Source organism: Nitrospirota bacterium (assembly GCA_023229435.1).
GTDB lineage: Bacteria > Nitrospirota > UBA9217 > UBA9217 > UBA9217 > JALNZF01.
Map to the genome: position 1 here is coordinate 59,090 of JALNZF010000014.1, position 19,648 is coordinate 78,737.

The following is a 19,648-nucleotide window of genomic DNA, read 5'->3' on the forward strand; positions in this document are numbered from 1 at the left end:
CGTCTACATTATTTTATAGCGCGGCCAAGGCCGCAACCAATCCCCCTCACCTCTTATCCTCTCCCTCCCCCGATAAAAGCATTCGAGGGCAGGCTCCGGGGAGAGGAAGTGATGGAGAGGGTGCTTCTCCATCATAGTGATAGGGCTGAGGGCCTCCCGCAGTCCGCCTACACGTCCATTGCCCTGATCTGAGTCACCGGCGCGACCACCTTCAACCGGGTCTTCTCGATAAATTCCCTGACCGAAGCATAAATTCCATCGGCATCCAGACCATACTTCCGCCGGAGGATCTGCTGTGCTCCGTGCTCGATGAACGCATCCGGCACACCGATTCGATGCGTCTTGATCCCGGCAACGCTGTTTGCATCGAGGCATTCGAGCACCGCGCTTCCAAAGCCGCCGGAGAGGGCGTGCTCCTCGACGGTTACGATCCTTCCTGTCTTCTTTGCAACGGAAATGATCATCGTTTCATCGAGCGGTTTCACGAACCGCGCGTTCACCACTGATGCGGAGATCCCTTCGTCCTCAAGCCGTTTTGCGGCTTCCATCGACGGGCCGACCATGTTGCCGATTGCGATGATGGCGACATCGTTCCCGTTCCTGATCAATTCGGCCTTCCCGATCTCGAGCGTCTTCAACTCCTGGTCCATGGGAACGCCGCAACCGGTGCCGCGAGGATAGCGCACTGCCGAAGGACCGTTGTATTCCACCGCCGTCTTGAGCATATGCTGAAGCTCGTTCTCGTCCTTGGGGGCCATCATCACGATGTTCGGGATGTGGCGCAGGTAGGCGATATCAAACACGCCGTGGTGCGATGGCCCGTCCTCGCCTACGAGGCCGGCGCGGTCAAGCGCGAGCGTCACCGGCAGGTTCTGGAGACAGAGGTCGTGCACTATCTGGTCATAGGCGCGCTGGGTGAACGTGGAGTAGATGGCGGCAACCGGATGCATCCCCTCCACGGCAAGTCCGCAGGCAAACGTGACGCCGTGGGACTCGGCAATGCCCACGTCAAAGAACCTGTCGGGAAAGCGTTCGGCGAACTTGTCGAGCCCGGTGCCCTCGGACATGGCCGCCGAGATGGCGACGATCTTTTCGTTGTCCTCGGCGAGACTGATCATGGTCTGTCCGAACACCTCGGTGTAGCTCATGACGGACTGCTTTTTTACGGTAACCTTGCCCGTTGCCGGATCAAAGGGAGGCACGCCGTGATACTGCGACGGTCTGCACTCCGCGAACTCGCAGCCTTTTCCCTTTTTGGTAATAACATGCACCAGGACCGGCCAGGTGTATTCCTGGATATTCCGGAAGGTCTCGAGCATATGGTCGATATTATGGCCGTCGATGGGTCCGATGTACTGGAATCCCAGGTCCTCGAACAACATTCCCGGCACCATCAGGCCCTTGATAGAGTCCTCGGCCTTCTTCGCAAGATTGAACATGGACTCGCCTACCTTGGGGATGCCCTGCAGGAAGTTCTTGGTCTCCCGGCGCAGCCTGGTGTAAAAGTGCCCGGTCAGCATTCTGCTGAGATACGATGAAAGCGCCCCCACGTTCGGCGATATGGACATCTCGTTGTCGTTCAGGATCACGATGAGCTTCTTTTTCAAATGTCCCGCCTGGTTCAATCCCTCGAACGCCAGCCCCGCGGAGATGGACCCGTCTCCGATCACGGCGATCACGTGGAAGTCCTCTCCTTTGATGTCCCGTGCCGAGACCATGCCGAGGGCGGCGGAAATGGACGTACTGGCATGCCCCACATCAAAATGGTCGTAAGGACTTTCCTCACGCTTGGGGAAACCGCTGATCCCGCCGTGCTGCCGCAGTGTCGGGAACCGGTGCCGTCTGCCGGTCAGTATCTTGTGAGCATAGGCCTGGTGCCCCACATCCCAGACGATCTTGTCCGTAGGTGTATCAAAGGCGTAATGAAGCGCGATGGTCAGATCAACAACCCCCAGGCTCGGGGCAAGATGGCCTCCGGTCTGCGACACCACACTGATGATCTCCTTCCGGAGTTCCTCGGCAAGCGTCGGCAATTCCGCCGGGGGAAGCGTCCTCAGTTCTTGAACATTGTTCACTTTGTCGAGTATCATGGATACCTCACGTGATAAGGTTACGGTGACGACGCCGGTTTCGGTTAGGGATTCGTTGTTCGTCTTAAGGACGCTTCACGTTACCGACAGACGATACGGGCTTCGTTGCCTTCCCCTCTCTAATTTACCCTGTTCACAATATACTTCGCCAGTTCCCTTAGCGGGTCCGCCTTGTGGTCAAAATCCCTCAGGGAATGAATGGCCTTATCCGCAACCTCGTTGGCCCTCAGGCGCGATCCTTCGAGACCGAAAAAGCTGGGGAAGGTCCTCTTGCCTTTTTTCAGGTCGCTGCCGACGTCCTTGCCGAGCTCCTCCTGCTTACCCGTAATATCGAGGATATCATCAGCGATCTGAAAAGCGAGACCGGCCAGTTCACCATACCGGGTCAGGGCCTTGAGCCGTTTCTCATTTGCCTTCGCATAGATGGCGCCGACCCGCACTGAAGCACGGATGAGCGCGCCGGTCTTGTGAGTATGGATGTATTCGAGCGTGGGGAAATCGATCTCTTTGCCCTCGGACTCCATGTCAATCACCTGCCCTCCCACCATGCCGAAAACGCCGGACGCCGTGCTGATCTCTTTGATGGTGGTAATGAGCCTGTTCGCGGGGACCGCTTTTGTCCGGCGGGTATCGGACAGCACTTCGAATGCCATATTCAAAAGCCCGTCCCCCGCGAGGATGGCAATGGCCTCGCCATATACCTTATGGCAGGTCGGCCGTCCGCGCCTGAAATCATCATTGTCCATTGCGGGAAGGTCATCGTGGATCAGCGAGTACGTATGAATGAGTTCCAGCGACCCTGCCAGGGGAAGCAGACCGGATGTCCTCGCGCCAAGCGCTTCGGCAGCCGCGATGGCCAGAATGGGCCGCACCCGCTTGCCGCCGGCAAAGAGACTGTAGCGCATGGCCTCATGCACCGAGGGCGGGAACATCTTCGCAGGGGGAACGAGCTTTTCGAGCGTCTTGTCAACGATGACTTTTTTTTTGGAAAGGTATGATATTATGTCCATAGGTGAGAAGCAAGCTCCAATTATCAAGCGCCAAATTACAAATAAGCGCCAATATCCAAGCATCACATTCCAAACGTTTGGTCATTGCGATTTGTATCTACTCAGGTCAAAATCTGTTAGCCGCGAAAGAACCCCCGATAAGACATTTCGAGGGCAGGCTCCAGGATCGCAGAGAGAATTAAAAACTGAAATACATGGTTTCAGGCTGTTCTTTGAGTTCTTTGCGTTCTTTTGCGGCCAACCTGAGTAGTTGCTGTGATTTGGTAATTGGTTATTATTGGGAATTTGGAATTTGTTCCCTCATTCCTCTTCTTCAAACGGTTTCGCGACCATATTCCCGGCCTTATCTTTGAGCAGGATCTCCACCTTTCGCTCGGCCTCTTCCAGCCGGGTGTTGCAAATGCGTGAAAGCCGGATACCCTCCTCGAACAATTTCAGCGACTGCTCCAGCGGGAGATCTCCCTGCTCAAGCTTCTGCACGATTTCCTCGAGCCGCGCCAGCGCTCTTTCAAACTTTTTTTCCGCCATACCCGTAAACACTCCACCGGTGAAGACAGTTTGGAAATTCCTGCGTTTAAAATTAATTATATCCGGAAGATAACGGCAAAATCAAGAGAAATAGGGTGAAAAGCGCTTTTTCTCTGTGAGAACGGTGTGTTGAATAATAGTGCGGCGAGAGGGCGCTAATCGATATATTGCTTTATATCGATCTTGGCCGCTTGAGGATCGATCGTACCAACGATGGAGCGTACATACTTCCCGTTCACCGTCTCCAGGAGACTGACGTCCGCACCGGTCTCCCTTTCCGATCCGTCGAACGCGGTGAGAAGCAGTACCCGGGGCCGCAGAAGGTCACGGGTCTGATGCATGACGAGCCCCACCTCGCCCGTATCCAGTTTGAGGACCGTACCAACCGGGAAGATCCCGATCATGTTGACAAAGGCTTTGACAAGGATGGGGTCGAAGGCTTTTCCGCGATTCTTGAGCAGTATCCTGATCGCCTGATAAGGAGTTGTACGGGAACTGTAGTATACCCGGTTGGCGGTAATGGCTTCGTAGGCATCGGCGAGGGAAACGATCTGTGAAAAAAGATGCGGCTTATGGTCGTCTTCAACGTGAGGGTATCCATGGATGTCGCCATGCTGATGATGTTCAAAGGCCGCTACCATGGCCATTTTGGTAACCCCCGGGACATCAGCGAGGACCAGCGCCCCTTCCACGGGATGTTGTTGGATGATCCCCCACTCCTCCTCCGTCAGTTTTCCGGGTTTGTTGATAATCTCCAGCGGAAGGGTCACCTTGCCGATGTCGTGGAGGAGACCTGCTATCCCCAGGACGGCGATCTGGCGTTTTTCGAGCGACAGGAACGATCCCAGGGAAATGGCCAGAATGGATGTATTCACCGAGTGGGCGAACGTATATTCATCATACATCTTGATGCTTGTCAGGCCCATGAAGGCATCGCGGTTCTCAAGGATATCATCAACCATGGTCTGAACGGTCGTGTTCATTTTGCGCATGTTGACCGCCTTGTCAAGATGCACGGAGCGAATCATCTCCTTCACCGTGCCTACGGCATCCGTATAGCCCGTGGAGGCCTTTTTTGCCTGTTTGATGGCGCTCCCGACCTTTTTATCAACGATAAGCGCCCGGTGGAGATCAATATGAGATATGCTTTCCTGATCGAGCGCTGCGTTGAGGCCTCCCTCGGATTCAAAGAACGCCGGCTCTTTGCTCATCAGGACGGCAAACTTGATGATCTCCTGTTCCGTGAGGCCGGGCTTAAACATGATCCCGCCGATGTCTCTGATGACAAATTGCTCCATGACGAGGGACAGGCTCTGGTCAACAGGCACTGAATGGGTCTCGAAAAACAGTTCTCCCCCGACAAGATAGAACGCCACTTCCTTTCGATCCACCAGCAATTCCCGGATCTTGGTCAAAAGCTTTTCGGCCGATGAAAGCGAGGAAGGGTGAGATTCAGGATAGAGGGTCGCGTTTTTCAACACAGCCGCCAAATACTGGAACGTGACCCTGGCCGCGGTGATCAGCTGCTGTTTCGCATAAAAGGACTGTTTCGCCTCTCCCCGGCTATCGCGTCGCTCGTCCGCCATCGCCCTGTCTCCTCTCGATTTCCTTCATGGACTGCAGCGCCGCGGAGCGGAGCTCCAATTGGAGCGTCCTCGATCTCCACCATTTTACGCGTCGATATCTGTTCAGAAATTCTCCCGCATCCGCTCCACCGATCTTTCCCAGCGTCTTGATCGCCTCGAGCGTAAGCTCCTGGTTGCTCTTCTTAAGCGGCCTGTTGGCCAGGAAATCCATAAGAGCGTTTGCCGCTTCAAGGCCGGCCCCCTTCACTACTGCGATACCGCGAATGGACATCAACTGGATATCCGCCTCTTTGTCGTTCAAAAACGTCGCCAGCAGGCTTGCCGCCTTTTTCCCGCCGATCGAGAGCAGCCCCTTGACCACTTCCTGCCGAATCCGGAAATTAGCATGGCCGGCCACTTTGCTGAGGAACGCTATCGCCTGGTCGGCCTTGCTCTCCCCAAGGATGCTCACGATATTGCGCACATAGTACCAGCGTTCGTCCGCAAGGTGCTCACCGATCAACATGATCTGGTTCTTTCCCAGGTCTTTTGCAAAATCGAGGTACGCTTTTCTTGTCGACCGGTCTTTTTCTTCCGCGAGCAGTTCCAGCAGCACTTCAGTCGACTCACGTTCCATGATGGACAAATAGGAATAGGCTGCAACATACTCAGGAGAGCCTTTGGGGTATCGCCGCAGATCGGCGATCGTCTCCATGATATTGGATCGGGACGCCGCCTTCCTGATCGCTTCCATCATGCGCGGTTTGAATACCGGGTCAACAGGCGTAAGGAACGCACTACCGATCATCAGGGCTGTCGTGTAATCCTTTTTCTTGAGAAGATAGCTCATCATGTCCTCGAGCTGGTGAACGACACTCGAAAGCAGTTCAATCTCTTTTCCCGCGGTGGCCGGGCGATGATGGTCCTTCATCTGGAGCAGTAAAAAGAGCAGTGTGCGCACTGCCGCCTCGATTATGTCGGACTCCATACCCGCCGTGCTCATATTCTTGAGCGCCTCCATCTCTTCCGGAGTATACTCCGCCATGTCCCGTGCTATATCGGCAAGGTCCGGGGAAATCGGAACCCCCTCGAGAGACGCGGGCGTCGGCGGAAAAGAAAGAGTCGGCGTGGGTACGGTCTTCTTTGTTGACGATTGTTTCAGGAGCTCTTTCACTTGCGGCATGGTCCACGCATTGGAAAATCTTCCCGTCAGGATCTCATGAAGCTCATTCGGCACTTGTTCTTCAAGTGCGTCCTTCTGTTCGCTTAAACTCTCTTCGTCCAGTTCCCGGTATAATTTTCCGGCAATGATCTTTTCACGATAGGGTGGTTCGAGCGAGAGAACGGATTTTGCCAGCCCCTCGAACAGGATATCGCTCTGGTCAGGGTCTTCGTCACGGATTTTGCGCCCACCTTCCAGATAAAGCGTGTAGAGGCGGTCTTCGACGCTTTCACGCTCATCCCGCGTTTGCATAGCCAGAGAGAGCATGCTGGAGCCGAATCCCACGGGATCGTTCATGAGGTCATCGAGGATCAGTGTGCGGCCTGCAAAGACGATTTCTTTCTTTGCCGTGGCAGGATTGAGCGCTCTGGACGGACTCTCGGTCTGTTTCCTTTCCTCCGGCGACCGGCTTTCTTTCCTCGTCAAAATGACCTCATCCAGACCTGACTCAGTGATCTGGATGTGTGTTGCCCCGTCTTCCCACAGAATCGAAGAAATCCCGCTTTTCATCGCAAGCTCTTCCGGCGATAGAGCAAGGGCGCGATAAAGGGCGATCAGCTGTTCTTCGGTCACCCCGTTTTTAAAGACGATCTCACGGACCCCCTTCGCGAAGATGTCCTGTGCGATGGTCTTGTTCAGCTGCGCCTCTTTCCCGATGGCGATGGTATGGTAGGTGAACTGTGTCTGGTGCACGCCAACGCGGTATTCCGGTGCGGTATTTAGAAAGTGGTCCAAAACCTCAAATGATTTTTTTATTGACTGGGAGTAAATGGGGTTGTTGGCCGGATAGAGCTTAACAGCCCGTATCGCCGAGACAAGGCTCCGCATTACGTCTTGAACTTCCGGGGTAATAATTTCTTCCTGGCCTTCGTTGTTTTGCATAGTGTTAATGTAGCATAAGAGCGTCTCAGTGTCAAAATAAGAACGTGCAATTTCCCATCATCAAATGATCGAGTATTGTTGTGACAGCTCCTTGAACGACACAGGATATTCTCGGCAGCTACGGATTGTCCGCTGCGTCCTGCCTCACCACCCGGGACAAGACCTCGCCCTCATGGAGCCTGGATATGATCAGATCGCCGGGCTCGACAGCCCTGGCATCTTTGAGGATCACCCCTTCAGGCATTTTTCTTGTTATGCTGTATCCGCGCGAAAGGATGCCGAGCGGATTTAAATGGTCGAGACCCGCCGTCAAAGACGTGAGCTGCGCCCGGTCCCTGCGCACATGCTGCCGAAGTCCCAGCGCCATCCGGCGGACCAGTTCATCCACCCGTTGCACGACCTGTTCAACTCTCCGCCTCGGGTCCCCCAAAAGACGGAAATTCTCGCGGAGCGACGCGCGCGCCGTTTCGATCTTCTGTTCAATGCGGCCGACCAGTCTGATTTCGAGAGAACGAATAGTGTCCTGAAAACGCTCCTCGCTCTCCACCACCATCTCCGCTGCCGCGGATGGCGTCGGCGCTCGCAGGTCAGCGACAAAATCAGAGATCGTATAGTCCGTCTCGTGACCGACCGCGGAAATGAGCGGGATCTTTGAGGCAGCGATCGCGCGCGCCACCGATTCCTCATTGAAGGCCCAGAGGTCTTCGAGTGAACCGCCGCCGCGGCCCATGATCATCACCTCAACGATCTTCTCCCTGTTGAAATAATGAATTGCCTCAACAAGAGCGGGGGCGGCATCGATGCCCTGCACCGGCACGGGATAGAGAAAAATATGCATCCGGGGATGGCGGCGCTTGATCACGCGCAGCATATCACGGATCGCGGCGCCGGTCGGTGACGTGATGATACCAATGCGCCGGGGAAGGAGCGGAAGCGGCTTTTTGCGACCAAGATCGAAGAGACCTTCCTTATCGAGCCGCGCCTTGAGCTGTTCATAGGCTAGCTGGAGCGCGCCCACTCCCTTGGGTTCGATATAATCGAGAATGAGCTGGTACTCACCGCGCGGGTCATAGACACTGATCCTGCCCCTGCACAGCACCTGTATGCCGTGCTGGAGCGTGAACTTGAGGAACCGGAGTGAGGAGCGGAACATGACCGCGCGGACCTGGGCGTGTTCGTCCTTGAGCGTGAAATAGGCGTGACCGGACTGGGGTATGCTGAGGTTCGAGAGCTCACCTTCCACCCAGACGTCGGGAAACGCCCCTTCGAGGAGGGTTTTTATCTGAGTGGTAAGCTGAGTGACGGTTAAAACATGAGACTTATTTGACCCTTGATCCATGACCCCTGACCCATGACCTAGGATTTGATGTGTATTCTTTCTATGAAATTCGCCTTTCCCGTTTTTCCGTCTATATCGATGACGACCGCGCAGAGATGCACCGGCCCTTTGGGGATCTCGAACCGGTGCGGGGTCTGGGTGAGGAACCGCTTGATGGCCTGCTCCTTCTTCACCCCGATAACCGAGTCCGTGGGCCCGGTCATGCCCGCATCGGTAATGAAAGCCGTCCCGCCCGGGAGGACCCGTTCGTCGGCTGTCTGAACATGGGTATGGGTCCCGATCACCGCGCTCGCCTTGCCGTCCAAATGCCAGGCGAGGGCGATCTTCTCGGACGTTGCCTCGGCGTGAAAATCGATGATTACGACCGGCGTTTCTTTTTTCAGCTTCTCGATCTCCTGTTCGGCAACGCGGAACGGGTCTTCCAGGTTCGACATGAAGACCCTCCCTTCCAGGTTCAGGACCGCGGCCTTGCCCGCGTTCTCGGTCGAGATGATCACACTGCCGTATCCGGAATTGCCTTCGGGATAGTTTGCCGGCCTGATGAGCCGGTCCTGTTTTGCAAGATAGGGTTCGATCTCCTTCTTGTCCCAAACGTGGTTGCCCGACGTCAGCACGTCGATGCCGAGAAAGAACAATTCATCGGCGATCTCGGCCGTGATCCCGAATCCGCCCGCCGAGTTCTCGCCGTTCGCGATCACGAGATCGGGACGGTGAGTGTCCCTGAGTCCCCGCAATTGCGCGCGCACCATCTTCCTGCCCGGCTCGCCGATGATGTCACCGATAAAGAGTATTTTCACCTTACATATCCTTGTAGAACTGCCTACGCTGTTGCGCCCTGCATGATCAGTGCGGAGTTCGGAGTGCGGAGTTTCGAGTAATCATTCCGCACTCGCCACTCTGCATTCCGCACTGAAGTTATTTGGCATACTCCACATACCTGCTCTCGCGGACCACGGTGACCTTGATCTGGCCGGGATAGGACATCTCGGTCTCGATCTTTTTGGCAATGTCGCGCGAAAGCTGGGCAGAATGGGCATCGGAAAGATCTTCCGGTTTGACAATGATGCGGATCTCCCGGCCTGCCTGGATAGCGTAGGATTTCTCGACGCCTTTAAAGGAGTTCGCCGCGGTCTCAAGCTGCTCAAGCCGCTTGAGGTAGCTCTCGAGCGTCTCACGCCGCACACCCGGCCTTCCCGCCGAGAGCGCGTCCGCGGCCGCGACCAGAACGGACTCCACGCAGTTCGGTTCCCCGTCTCCGTGGTGGGTCATGATCGCATTGATCACCTTGGGGTTCTCACCGTACTTCTTGGCCAGGTCCCCACCGATCTGGGGATGGGTCCCTTCCACCTCGTGGTCAACAGCCTTGCCCAGGTCATGCAGCAGACCGGCGCGGCGAGCCAGTTTCTGGTCCACACCGCACTCCGCGGCCATGACGCCCGCGAAATAGGCGACCTCACGCGAATGCATCAGCACGTTCTGGCCATAGCTCGTCCGGAACCTGAGCCTTCCGAGCAGTTTGATGATCTCGGGGTGAATATTATGGAGGCCGAGATCAAAGGCGGCTTTTTCGCCTTCCTCCTTCATGGTGATGTCGAGGTCTTTCCTTACCTTCTCGGCGATCTCCTCGATACGGGCAGGATGGATGCGTCCATCATGGATCAAACGCTCGATCGTAAGCTTCGCGATCTCTCTCCGAAGCGGATCATAGCACGACAGGATCACCGCTTCCGGAGTATCGTCGATGATCAGGTCGATGCCCGTCGCCGCCTCGAGTGCCCTGATGTTCCTGCCCTCGCGCCCGATGATCCTGCCTTTCATTTCATCATTGGGAAGATTGACCACGGAGACCGTGGCCTCCGCTACATAGTCGCTGGCATACCGCTGGATGGCCAGGCTCATGATGTTCTTCGACTTCTTGTCCGCCTCTTCCTTGGCCTCGTCCTCGATCCGCTTGATGGTCTTGGCCGCCTCATACTTGGCCTCGTCTTCCATGGCGACCATAAGCTGGCGCTTGGCCTCCTCGGCGGTCATGTTCGCGATTTTTTCGAGCATCAGCCGCTGCTCCTGGATCCCCTTCTCGAAGCGCTCTTCCTTTTCCTGCGCGATCTTCTCCTTCGCCGTCAGTTCCTTCTCACGCCGTGCTGCCTCGGATTCCCGTTTTTCAATAAGGTCGGTCTTCTTGTCAAGACTCTCTTCCTTCTGAGTGAGCCGCCGCTCCTGGTTCTGGATCTCCTGGCGCTTTTCCCGGGTCTCCTTCTCGAACTCAGACCGCGCCTGATAGAATTTGTCCTTGGACTCGAGCACCGCCTCCTTGCGCTTGGTCTCCGCCTCACGCTCGGCATTGGCAATGATCCTCGCCGCTTCCGTTTCAGCCTCCTTGATCTTGCCCGCGGCTGACTTTCCCTTGATCAGCAGGCCCGCACCCAATCCCACGGCAAGCCCTATAATCAACACCACAATATACTCAATCATGCTCTTTCTCCTCCATGGATCTCTTTCTCAGCCCGGCAAGGCGTTCCTTGATCCTTTTTTCTTCGCCTTGCTCCGAGGGCCGGTAATACTCCCGCTTTTGCGGGAGGTAGTCCTGGGCCGTATAATGGCCCGGAAAATCATGCGGATATTTGTAGCCCTTGCCCCTGCCGAGACGGCCCGCTCCTTTGTATTGAGCGTCCTTCAGATGGTCCGGTACCGGCATGAGCTGCCCTTCTTCAATGTCCCTCATCGCCTCTTTGATGCCGAGGTACGACGCGTTGCTCTTCGGCGCGGAGGCAACATACACAGCCGCCTGCGCGAGCGGCAGCGCGCCCTCAGGCATGCCGATGCGCTCGACTGCCTGGTATGCGGAAACGGCCACAAAGAGCGCGCGCGGATCCGCGTTCCCGACGTCCTCGCTCGCGGCGATCACGATCCTGCGCGCGATGAACAACGGGTCCTCGCCGGCATGGATCATCTTTGCCATCCAATAGAGCGTCGCATCAGGATCGCTCCCGCGCATGCTTTTAATGAATGCGGAGATCGTGTCGTAATGCTCGTCTTCATCGTAGACCAGCGCCTTCTTCTGAATGGACTCCTCTGCCGTATGAAGATCATAGAGGATGGCGCCGTCAGGACCCGGGACGGTCGAGAGGACGCCGAGTTCAAGGGCATTCAGCGCACGCCGCGCATCGCCGTTGGATTGAGCAATTATGAGGCCGAGGGCATCCGGCGTCAGGGTCACGGCCAGATTCCCGAATCCCCGGTCTTTATCGGCAAGCGCTCGAAGGATGAGCGACTTAAGGTCTTCATGGCTGAGCGGTTTGAACTCAACGATCTGCGAGCGTGAGGAAAGCGCTGGAATAATGGCAAAGAAGGGATTCTGCGTCGAGGCGCCGATAAGCGTTATATTCCCCCGCTCTACATCGGGCAGGAGCGCATCCTGCTGTACCCGTGTAAAGCGGTGGATCTCATCGATAAACAGGAGGGTCCTTGCGTCGCTGTGCGCTCGTTCCTGCATCGCCTCATGCGTCACCTTCCGGATATCGGCTACTCCGGCGGTAACAGCATTGAGCGAGACAAAGTGTGCGCTGCTTCGCTCCGCGATCAGGTGCGCAAGCGCGGTCTTACCCACGCCCGGCGGGCCATACAGAATGAGCGACATGAACCGATCCGTCTCGATGGCCCTGCGAAGGAGCTTACCCGTACCCAGAATATGCTCCTGGCCCGCGAATTCCGACAGGTTACGGGGACGCATTCTCCACGCCAGGGGCGGAAGAGAGGGCTCGACAGACAGTGACTCAGCCTGCGAATGTTTATTGAGATTTTTAAGACCCAACGTTCTTAACTGCGGAAGGGCTCAGACGGGACCTGTAATAGTGAGGGGGCCGGATTGAACCAGATCAGGATAACAGAGGACCGGGGGTTTGAAAGGATACCCGGAAAGCTGCTGATTTTCCAGGAGATTGCGCAAAACAGATCTGGTGAACAGTCTTGGCGCGCACTATCTCCGGAACGTGTGGCCCCGGTGTTTCCTCTCGGTGGATATATGTATGCATGAAAATCCCCATAGTCTCGTTATGTTACCGTGCTGGTAAAAATCAATCTGGTCGCGGAACTGAGAAACACTCTTTTTTGAAGGTTCGTGTCGTCCAAATGCCTCAGTGAACCGCTGTTTCTTGAACACTATCACAAGCGCCGGAGCCTGAACTTTCCGCTCCTTTCGAATCAGCGCTGATTACACATTAGTTATGAGTATGAAACCGTTTTTATCGAACTATTTGAAATCCCCCGCTTTTGCCGTGTGGACAAACTTGGTTCCTGGTATTAACCAGGTGGGCGCTGTGTAGAAAAGTTCAGGCTTCCCAGTCCTATCTGGGCATGCACACCCTTTTCAGGAACGGCTCCCGTAATTTTTTTTTCACGAGGAACAAGTTACATCATCACGGGCAAAGCAGGGGACACTTTTTATTTCTACTAGTATATACCAGAACCAGCTGAAAATGGCAAGGGGAAAATAGAAGGCGCTCTGTCATTGGGGAGGGTTAAATTTATTGTATTTCAACCTGATACGTAAGGATACTGAATATTTCTCTCGCAACAGACACTCGGAACAAACAATGTTTTGCAGCGGTTTCTCAGAGGTTTTCGGTAATATCGAGCAGACGACCGGCGGCGTTCTCAGATGTTTTTTCCAGGATCCCATATCGCTCGCGCAAACGGTAAAGTTCATCGGTAATCGTAAGCGCCATCAGGATTGCCACCCGGTGAGGATCGACCGTTCCGGTGCCTTTCTGTATTTCCTTCATCTTAGCATCAATGAACGCAGCCAGTTCGCGGATATAGGCGGGATCATCCTTGCCCTTGATGCTGTACACCTGACCGAATATCTCGACCTGCACGCGTTCCATAGGTTCTCCGTTGAACCGCATAGAGCAGAGCGCAAAGGGTTAAACTCTATGCTCTATGCTCCCTGTTCACAAAAGCGCATCCACGAACTCCCTCGGATCAAAGCTCCTCAGGTCTTCAATTGCCTCACCGATACCCACAAACTTCACCGGGATCGAAAGCTCCTTATAAATCGCGAAGACGATACCGCCCTTGGCTGTGCCGTCGAGCTTCGTGAGCACGATGCCGGTGATGCCCACTGTCTCATGAAACATCTTTGCCTGCACCAGCGCGTTCTGGCCCGTATTCCCGTCGAGGACGAGCAGGGTTTCATGCGGTGCGCCCGGCAGTTCGCGTGACAGAATGCGGCGCACCTTTTTGAGCTCTTCCATAAGGTTCGATTTCGTGTGCAGCCTGCCGGCCGTATCCACGATGAGCACATCCACGGCCCGGGCCTTTGCCGCCGAAACGGCATCGAATACCACAGCACTGGGATCGGCGCCTTCCTTATGTTTGATCACCGGTATTCCCGCGCGCTCCCCCCAGATCGAAAGCTGTTCCGAGGCCGCTGCGCGGAAGGTATCTCCCGCTGCAAGCATAACCTTCTTCCCCTCTGCCTGGAGCCGGCTCGCCAGTTTGCCGATGGTCGTGGTCTTGCCCGTACCGTTCACACCAACAACGAGCACCGCCGACGGAGACGCGGTAAGGGAAAATACCGGCGACGGGGATGAAATGATCTCAAACAGAATTTGCCTGAGCCTGTCCTTCACCTGCGCGGGAGAGGACAGCTCATTGCGCTTGAACCGTTCCTTCAGGTCCTTGAGCGCGAGCGAAGCAGTTGCGACGCCGACATCCGACGCGATAAGCGCCTCCTCAAGTTCATCGAGGAACGCTTCGTCGATCTTCTCACCGAGGATCAGAGAACCGACCTTATCCGCAAAGTTCTTTCTGGTCTTTGCCAGCCCATCACGCAGACTGCGGAGAACACCGAACATGGAATACCTCAAATGAATTGGAAATTGGAAACTGAAAATTGGAAATTTGAGATTGATAAAAAGACTACGACCAGTTCCTATTAATTTACAATTTCCAATTTACACTCTTCACTTTCCAATTCGACATACGCAGAATGTCGTTATATATCCAGCGGCAATTTCCCGGACACATCCGACCCCCCGCTGGAGACCGCCTTTTTGCCCTTGTGCCTCTTTTCTTCAACGTCTTCTGCCCCATCCGCCGGAGTGGAATAGCTCGACTGCCGGTAAAGATACCGGTCATGCATTTTACTATAGTTTGTCCATGCCCCCTCGGCCACATTCTCTTTTTTGATCGTTGCCTGGAAGTTGTTGATCTTGGCCTCGAGGTCATCCAGGTAATTGATGATGATCGCTTCCTGGATCTTGGGCCTCTTGGGAGAGCCAAACTCGTATTCTCCATGATGCGAGAGCATGATATGCTTCAGCAGCAGAGTCAGTTCGGCAGGGAACGACGGGATCGCGCTTACCTTCTCAACGATCATCTCGTACCCCAAAGAGATGTGACCGATGAGCCGCCCTTCGGTCGTATACTCGATCGATTTTCTGACCGCAAGTTCTTTCACCTTGCCGATGTCGTGCAGGAATGCGCCCACGGTCAGCAGGTCCAGGTCAACTGAGGGAAAGTGCTTTGCCACATCGCGAGCAAGCGCAACAAGCTCAACGATGTGCTCAAGCAACCCACCAATATAATTGTGATGGAGTGTCTTTGCGGCAGGCGTTCTTTTGAACAGTGTCATAAAGGAAGGATCGTCAAGAAAGGCATTCATGAGTTGCCGGAGATAACCGTTGGAGAGGGCCGCTGCAACGGTCCGCAGCTCCTGTACCATTTCATCGATGTTCCGCGGCGACGTTTCGAGAAAGTTTGCGACGTCCACCCTGGAGTCATCAACCTTTTCGAGCGTCTTCAACTTGACCTGCATCGAGCCCTGATATACCGACGCCATCCCCTTGACGCGGACAAAATCCTCCCGCTCGAACCTCCCGGAAATTTCTTCGGCATTGTCCCACAGCCTGCCATCGATCTCGCCGGTCTTGTCCGCCAGCTTCAGCGACAGATAGATCACGCCGTTCTTTGCCGTCGAGATCTGTTTCGAGGTAACGAGGTAGATGTCCTCAACCCAGTCGCCTTCTTTTAACGTCGCTATGGTCTGCATCAAAGCCCCTTCCGTCGCAGGTCCTGGATAATTCAAGCGTTTTGATAATAAACCATCATCACCGCTTTGTCAAAGCGTGATTTCCGATTATTTCTTCCTCACGTAGACACGATATTCTTCTCCGTCCCTGGCAAGGCCGAGATACTCATTCCCCGTCATCCGGCACCACACAGGCATGTCTTTTTCAATGCCCTCGTCGTCGGACTGAACTTCAAGAACCTGGCCCTGCTTCATCTCTTTGATCCTGACCGATGTCTTGAGGATCGGCATGGGACAGGAAAGGCCGACACAGTCCAGTATTTCATCGGGTTTGATGTCCTTTACGTCCATAGATACATCCTGCCAGACGCGGATTTACTCGGATGCACACAGATTAACTCTGGTATTTCATTCCGCACTCCGCACTCCGCATTCCGCAATTGAATCACTCCATCTCGTGTTCATGTCCTGCGTCAGCGGATATCTTCACCGGCGAAGGTTTGCCCTGTTTCTTGTAATAGTCATCGAGCGCGGACCTCAGCGCCTCCTCGGCCAGCACCGAGCAGTGCATCTTTACCTTCGGCAGGCCGCCGAGCGCTTCGGCAACGGCCGCATTGGATATTTTGAGCGCCTCGTCGATGGTCTTTCCCTTCACCAGATCCGTCACCATGCTGCTGGTGGCGATTGCCGCGCCGCACCCGAAGGTTTTGAACTTGGCGTCCGTGATGATATTGTTCTCCACCTTGATGTAAAGACGCATCACGTCGCCGCACACCGGGTTCCCCACGGTGCCGACGCCGTCCGCGTTCTCGATCTCGCCCACGTTATGCGGCTGGGCGAAATGCTCCATCACTTTTGAGCTGTACTGTTCCATGGTGTCCTCCTCATTTTCCTTTTTCTTTTTTTAACATATCCTCATAGAGCGGAGACATCTCCCGCAGGCGCTGTACAATGGGAGGAAGGGTCTCTATCACATAATCGATATCTTCCGTGGTGTTCCCCATCCCGAGCGACATCAGCAGCGTCCCGTTCGCCACAGCAGCGTCCGTGCCGATACAGGTGAGCACATGGGACGACTTGAGCGACCGCGAGGTGCATGCCGATCCGCTCGAGACCGAGATCCCCTGCATATTCAGGAACAGGAGCATGGACTCGCCTTCCACATACCACAATGAAATATTCAGGTTGTTCGGCAGCCTTTTCACGGGATGGCCGTTGATCACCAGGTGTTCGATCTTTTCACTGAGGCCCTTCTGGAGCCGGTCCCTGAGCGGGGTAAGGTAATTCATCCGGTTGGCGACCTCTGCTGCCGCAAGTTCCGAAGCCTTGCCCAGACCCACGATGGCAGGCACATTCTCGGTGCCCGCACGCCTCCCGTCCTCCTGAATGCCCCCTTCGATCAGCGGTTTGATCCTGACTCCCTTGCGCACAAAGAGCCCGGCCGCTCCCTTGGGGCCATAGAACTGGTGGCCTGAGAAAGAAAGAGCATCCACGCCCAGTGTCCCGACCTCCACCGGGATCCATCCTGTGGTCGCGACCGCGTCGGTATGGAGCAGTACGCCCCGTTCCCGGGTGATCCTGCCTATCTCTTCGATCGGTTCTATGGTTCCGATTTCGTTGTTCGCGTGCATGATCGATACGAGAATGGTCTCCTTGGTGATCGCCTTGGCGACATCATCGGGGCTTACGATCCCCTGTTTGTCCGTCGGCAGATAGGTGACCGTGAAGCCGGATTTCTCGAGCGTCTTCACCGGATGAAGGATGGAAAAATGTTCTATTTGCGATACGATAATATGTTTGCCCTTCTGGCTGTTTGCCTGGGCCAGACCTTTGATCGCAAAATTGTTCGACTCGGCGCCGCTGGCGGTAAAGAATATTTCATCGGCCCTGGCCCCGATGAGCGTTCCCGTTTTGGCCCTCGCCTCTTCGACGGCATTCTTTGCCTCCCGCCCGACATCATGCAAATTGGATGGATTGCCGAACTTTACCGAAAAATAGGGGAGCATGGCCTCCAGGACTTTCGGATGAACCGGCGTTGTGGCCGCGTGGTCTAGATAAACGTTTCTCATATCAACATGCCCCCTTTCCCGCCAACACCGCTTTTTTCCTCGGCTTCAGGAGAAGCGGATCTTTTTGATGCTGCTGCAAGAGATCATCAAAGCTGATGCCGTCGAGCGCCTCCTCAATTTTTGCGCCGACTTTTACCCAGACCATCCTTGCCACGCAATCGTCGGCCTGATAGCAATCAGATGACTCGCCGGGCTCCAGACAATGGGACAACGCTATCGGTCCTTCCAGGACACGCACAATATCGCCTATCGTCAGTTCCGACGGCTTCCGCGCGAGTAAATATCCTCCTGCGGGACCGCGTACGCTTTCGATCAATCCGGCCTTGCCGAGTTTGTGCAGGATCTGCTCAAGATAGGAGAAAGAAATCCCCTGCCGCTCCGCGATCTCCTTGATCGAAATAGGCCCCTTGCCGTAGTTCCGTGCAATCTCAAACACGGCCCGAACGCCATATTTACCTTTTGTCGATAGCTTCATACTGTATACCTGCCCTGAAGGCCCAGGCCCTCTCCATACAGGACTGATTCCGTCCTCACTACTTCTCACTGAAAACATAACAAACTTGACTAATATTGTCAAGTATATTGTTTTCTTTTTTTACCGGCAGTTGCACTAATTTATTAATCCCCATGAAATCATCACTTCAACCGGCATGAGAATTTCCCGTTCGCACTCTATCCTGTTTATGGTATACTCCCTTGCATGCAGCAATCCAGCCCTCATAACCCGATCACGAGCAAAGACAACAGCTTTATAAAACACCTGCGCGCCCTGTCCGACCCCAAACATCGAAAAAAAGAACGGGCCTTCTTGATCGAAGGCGTTAAAATGGTCGAGGAGGCGCTCAGGGACAAGGCCGATGTAAACCTGGTCGCAGCCTCACCATCTCTCGTTCAACATCACGGCAAGGGTGTGATCAAGCTGGCGGAAACCAGATCAATCGATATCCTCTGGATCTCGGAAAAACTGATGGATTCACTATCGGAGAGTAAGACTCCTCAGCCGGTGATGGCGGTTGTTGCGATGAAGGAGCATAGCCAAGACGAGCTCTTAGCTCATGGTTCAAAGCTCATAGTCATCTGCCACCAGCTCCAGGACCCCGGCAACCTGGGCACCATCATCAGAACAGTCGAGGCGGTGGGCGCGGCCGGCATAGCGCTCACGCCAAATACCGTTGATCCCTACAGCGCCAAGGCCGTCAGAGCATCAATGGGCAGCATCCTCCGGCTTCCCGTGGTGCGCATCGGGGACAGCAGAGCATTCATGAAGCTCACCAGGCAAAAAGGCTTTCAGACTGTTGCGACCGTCGTGACCGGTGAAAAGGCCCACTTTGATATCGACCTCAAAAAACCGACCGTGGTTATTTTGGGACAGGAGGGCGCCGGACTGCCACAGGATATCATGGAAGAAGTCGACCTCCGCGTTCGTATTCCCATGGCGGAAACAATCGACTCATTGAATGTTGCAACCTCCTCCGCAGTAGTCCTGTATGAAGCAATGAGACAGAGAACACGCCGATAACAACAAGCCGCTCCATACAACCATTCAAACCTCGCAAAACGGATCTCTTCATGATGACAACCATCGCCCCGTGAATCTACGTTACAGGATAATCATCCAAGTTATCTTTGCTTCATTATCTTTAAAAACTGTCATTCCCGAACGCTCCTATCGGGAATATGGTTCTCAATCCGGCAATAAAACCAGATCCCCGACAGAACCATTCGGGGATGACAAGATGGTTGTGGATTACCCGTAACTGAAGCATTACATCTCCCCTTCGCTTCATATGTAATCCCAAAATGATAATGTCCTAATTCGCCAAAATAGAAATGTCCTATTTCCAGTTACAATGCCTAACGTTAATAGGAGGGCATTGTGGCAGAAAAGGACATGATCACCATGAGCAGGGAGG

Annotated in this window: 17 protein-coding genes and 1 other RNA gene; 1 reads left to right on the forward strand and 17 read right to left on the reverse strand. The window is 54.7% G+C overall.

Annotated features, from left to right (window positions below; genetic code table 11):
- Window positions 1-167: 167 nt before the first annotated feature.
- The 17 genes from dxs to M0R70_10610 form a co-directional block, all read right to left on the reverse strand.
- Window positions 168-2,090 carry a 1-deoxy-D-xylulose-5-phosphate synthase gene (gene dxs, locus M0R70_10530; protein ID MCK9419801.1) on the reverse strand — a complete coding sequence of 641 codons (1,923 nt, stop codon included), beginning with the start codon at window positions 2,088-2,090 and terminating at the stop codon, window positions 168-170.
- A 119-nt stretch (window positions 2,091-2,209) separates the two neighbouring features.
- A complete protein-coding gene (locus M0R70_10535) occupies window positions 2,210-3,100 on the reverse strand; it encodes a polyprenyl synthetase family protein (protein MCK9419802.1) in 891 nt (296 codons plus the stop codon).
- Between the two features lie 300 nt (window positions 3,101-3,400).
- Window positions 3,401-3,628, reverse strand: a complete 228-nt coding sequence (xseB, locus tag M0R70_10540; protein ID MCK9419803.1) for an exodeoxyribonuclease VII small subunit — start codon at window positions 3,626-3,628, stop codon at window positions 3,401-3,403.
- Window positions 3,629-3,783: 155 nt separating this feature from the next.
- Window positions 3,784-5,214, reverse strand: a complete 1,431-nt coding sequence (locus M0R70_10545) for an HD-GYP domain-containing protein (protein ID MCK9419804.1) — start codon at window positions 5,212-5,214, stop codon at window positions 3,784-3,786.
- Window positions 5,192-7,297 (reverse strand): HEAT repeat domain-containing protein, encoded by a 2,106-nt coding sequence (locus M0R70_10550; GenBank protein MCK9419805.1) that lies wholly within the window; start codon window positions 7,295-7,297, stop codon window positions 5,192-5,194. Before M0R70_10550 ends, M0R70_10545 begins: the two co-directional genes overlap by 23 nt.
- Before the next feature lie 118 nt (window positions 7,298-7,415).
- Window positions 7,416-8,636, reverse strand: a complete 1,221-nt coding sequence (xseA, locus tag M0R70_10555) for an exodeoxyribonuclease VII large subunit (GenBank protein MCK9419806.1) — start codon at window positions 8,634-8,636, stop codon at window positions 7,416-7,418.
- A 17-nt stretch (window positions 8,637-8,653) separates the two neighbouring features.
- Window positions 8,654-9,433 carry a TIGR00282 family metallophosphoesterase gene (locus M0R70_10560; GenBank protein ID MCK9419807.1) on the reverse strand — a complete coding sequence of 260 codons (780 nt, stop codon included), beginning with the start codon at window positions 9,431-9,433 and terminating at the stop codon, window positions 8,654-8,656.
- Window positions 9,434-9,551: 118 nt separating this feature from the next.
- Window positions 9,552-11,108 carry a ribonuclease Y gene (gene rny / locus M0R70_10565; GenBank protein MCK9419808.1) on the reverse strand — a complete coding sequence of 519 codons (1,557 nt, stop codon included), beginning with the start codon at window positions 11,106-11,108 and terminating at the stop codon, window positions 9,552-9,554.
- Window positions 11,101-12,366: a replication-associated recombination protein A gene (locus M0R70_10570; GenBank protein MCK9419809.1), complete on the reverse strand. Its 1,266-nt coding sequence runs from the start codon at window positions 12,364-12,366 to the stop codon at window positions 11,101-11,103. The genes rny and M0R70_10570 overlap by 8 nt, the downstream gene beginning before the upstream one ends.
- 526 nt (window positions 12,367-12,892) lie before the next feature.
- Window positions 12,893-13,072, reverse strand: a non-coding RNA gene (ssrS, locus tag M0R70_10575) — 6S RNA.
- Window positions 13,073-13,246: 174 nt separating this feature from the next.
- On the reverse strand, window positions 13,247-13,519 hold the full coding sequence (locus M0R70_10580) for a cell division protein ZapA (GenBank protein MCK9419810.1): 273 nt from the start codon (window positions 13,517-13,519) through the stop codon (window positions 13,247-13,249).
- 66 nt (window positions 13,520-13,585) lie between these two features.
- Entirely contained in the window at window positions 13,586-14,491 is a 906-nt protein-coding gene (gene ftsY / locus M0R70_10585) for a signal recognition particle-docking protein FtsY (GenBank protein MCK9419811.1), read from the reverse strand.
- 140 nt (window positions 14,492-14,631) lie between these two features.
- On the reverse strand, window positions 14,632-15,687 hold the full coding sequence (locus M0R70_10590) for an HD domain-containing protein (protein MCK9419812.1): 1,056 nt from the start codon (window positions 15,685-15,687) through the stop codon (window positions 14,632-14,634).
- An 87-nt stretch (window positions 15,688-15,774) separates the two neighbouring features.
- Window positions 15,775-16,017 carry a sulfurtransferase TusA family protein gene (locus M0R70_10595; protein ID MCK9419813.1) on the reverse strand — a complete coding sequence of 81 codons (243 nt, stop codon included), beginning with the start codon at window positions 16,015-16,017 and terminating at the stop codon, window positions 15,775-15,777.
- A gap of 94 nt (window positions 16,018-16,111) precedes the next feature.
- Window positions 16,112-16,540, reverse strand: coding sequence for a Fe-S cluster assembly scaffold protein NifU (nifU, locus tag M0R70_10600; protein ID MCK9419814.1), 429 nt, complete (start codon window positions 16,538-16,540; stop codon window positions 16,112-16,114).
- A 10-nt stretch (window positions 16,541-16,550) separates the two neighbouring features.
- Window positions 16,551-17,735 (reverse strand): IscS subfamily cysteine desulfurase, encoded by a 1,185-nt coding sequence (locus M0R70_10605; GenBank protein ID MCK9419815.1) that lies wholly within the window; start codon window positions 17,733-17,735, stop codon window positions 16,551-16,553.
- 1 nt (window position 17,736) lies between these two features.
- Entirely contained in the window at window positions 17,737-18,210 is a 474-nt protein-coding gene (locus M0R70_10610; protein MCK9419816.1) for an Rrf2 family transcriptional regulator, read from the reverse strand.
- 225 nt (window positions 18,211-18,435) lie between these two features.
- Between M0R70_10610 and M0R70_10615 the strand changes: the two genes are divergently transcribed.
- Window positions 18,436-19,254 carry an RNA methyltransferase gene (locus M0R70_10615; GenBank protein MCK9419817.1) on the forward strand — a complete coding sequence of 273 codons (819 nt, stop codon included), beginning with the start codon at window positions 18,436-18,438 and terminating at the stop codon, window positions 19,252-19,254.
- Window positions 19,255-19,648: the final 394 nt, after the last annotated feature.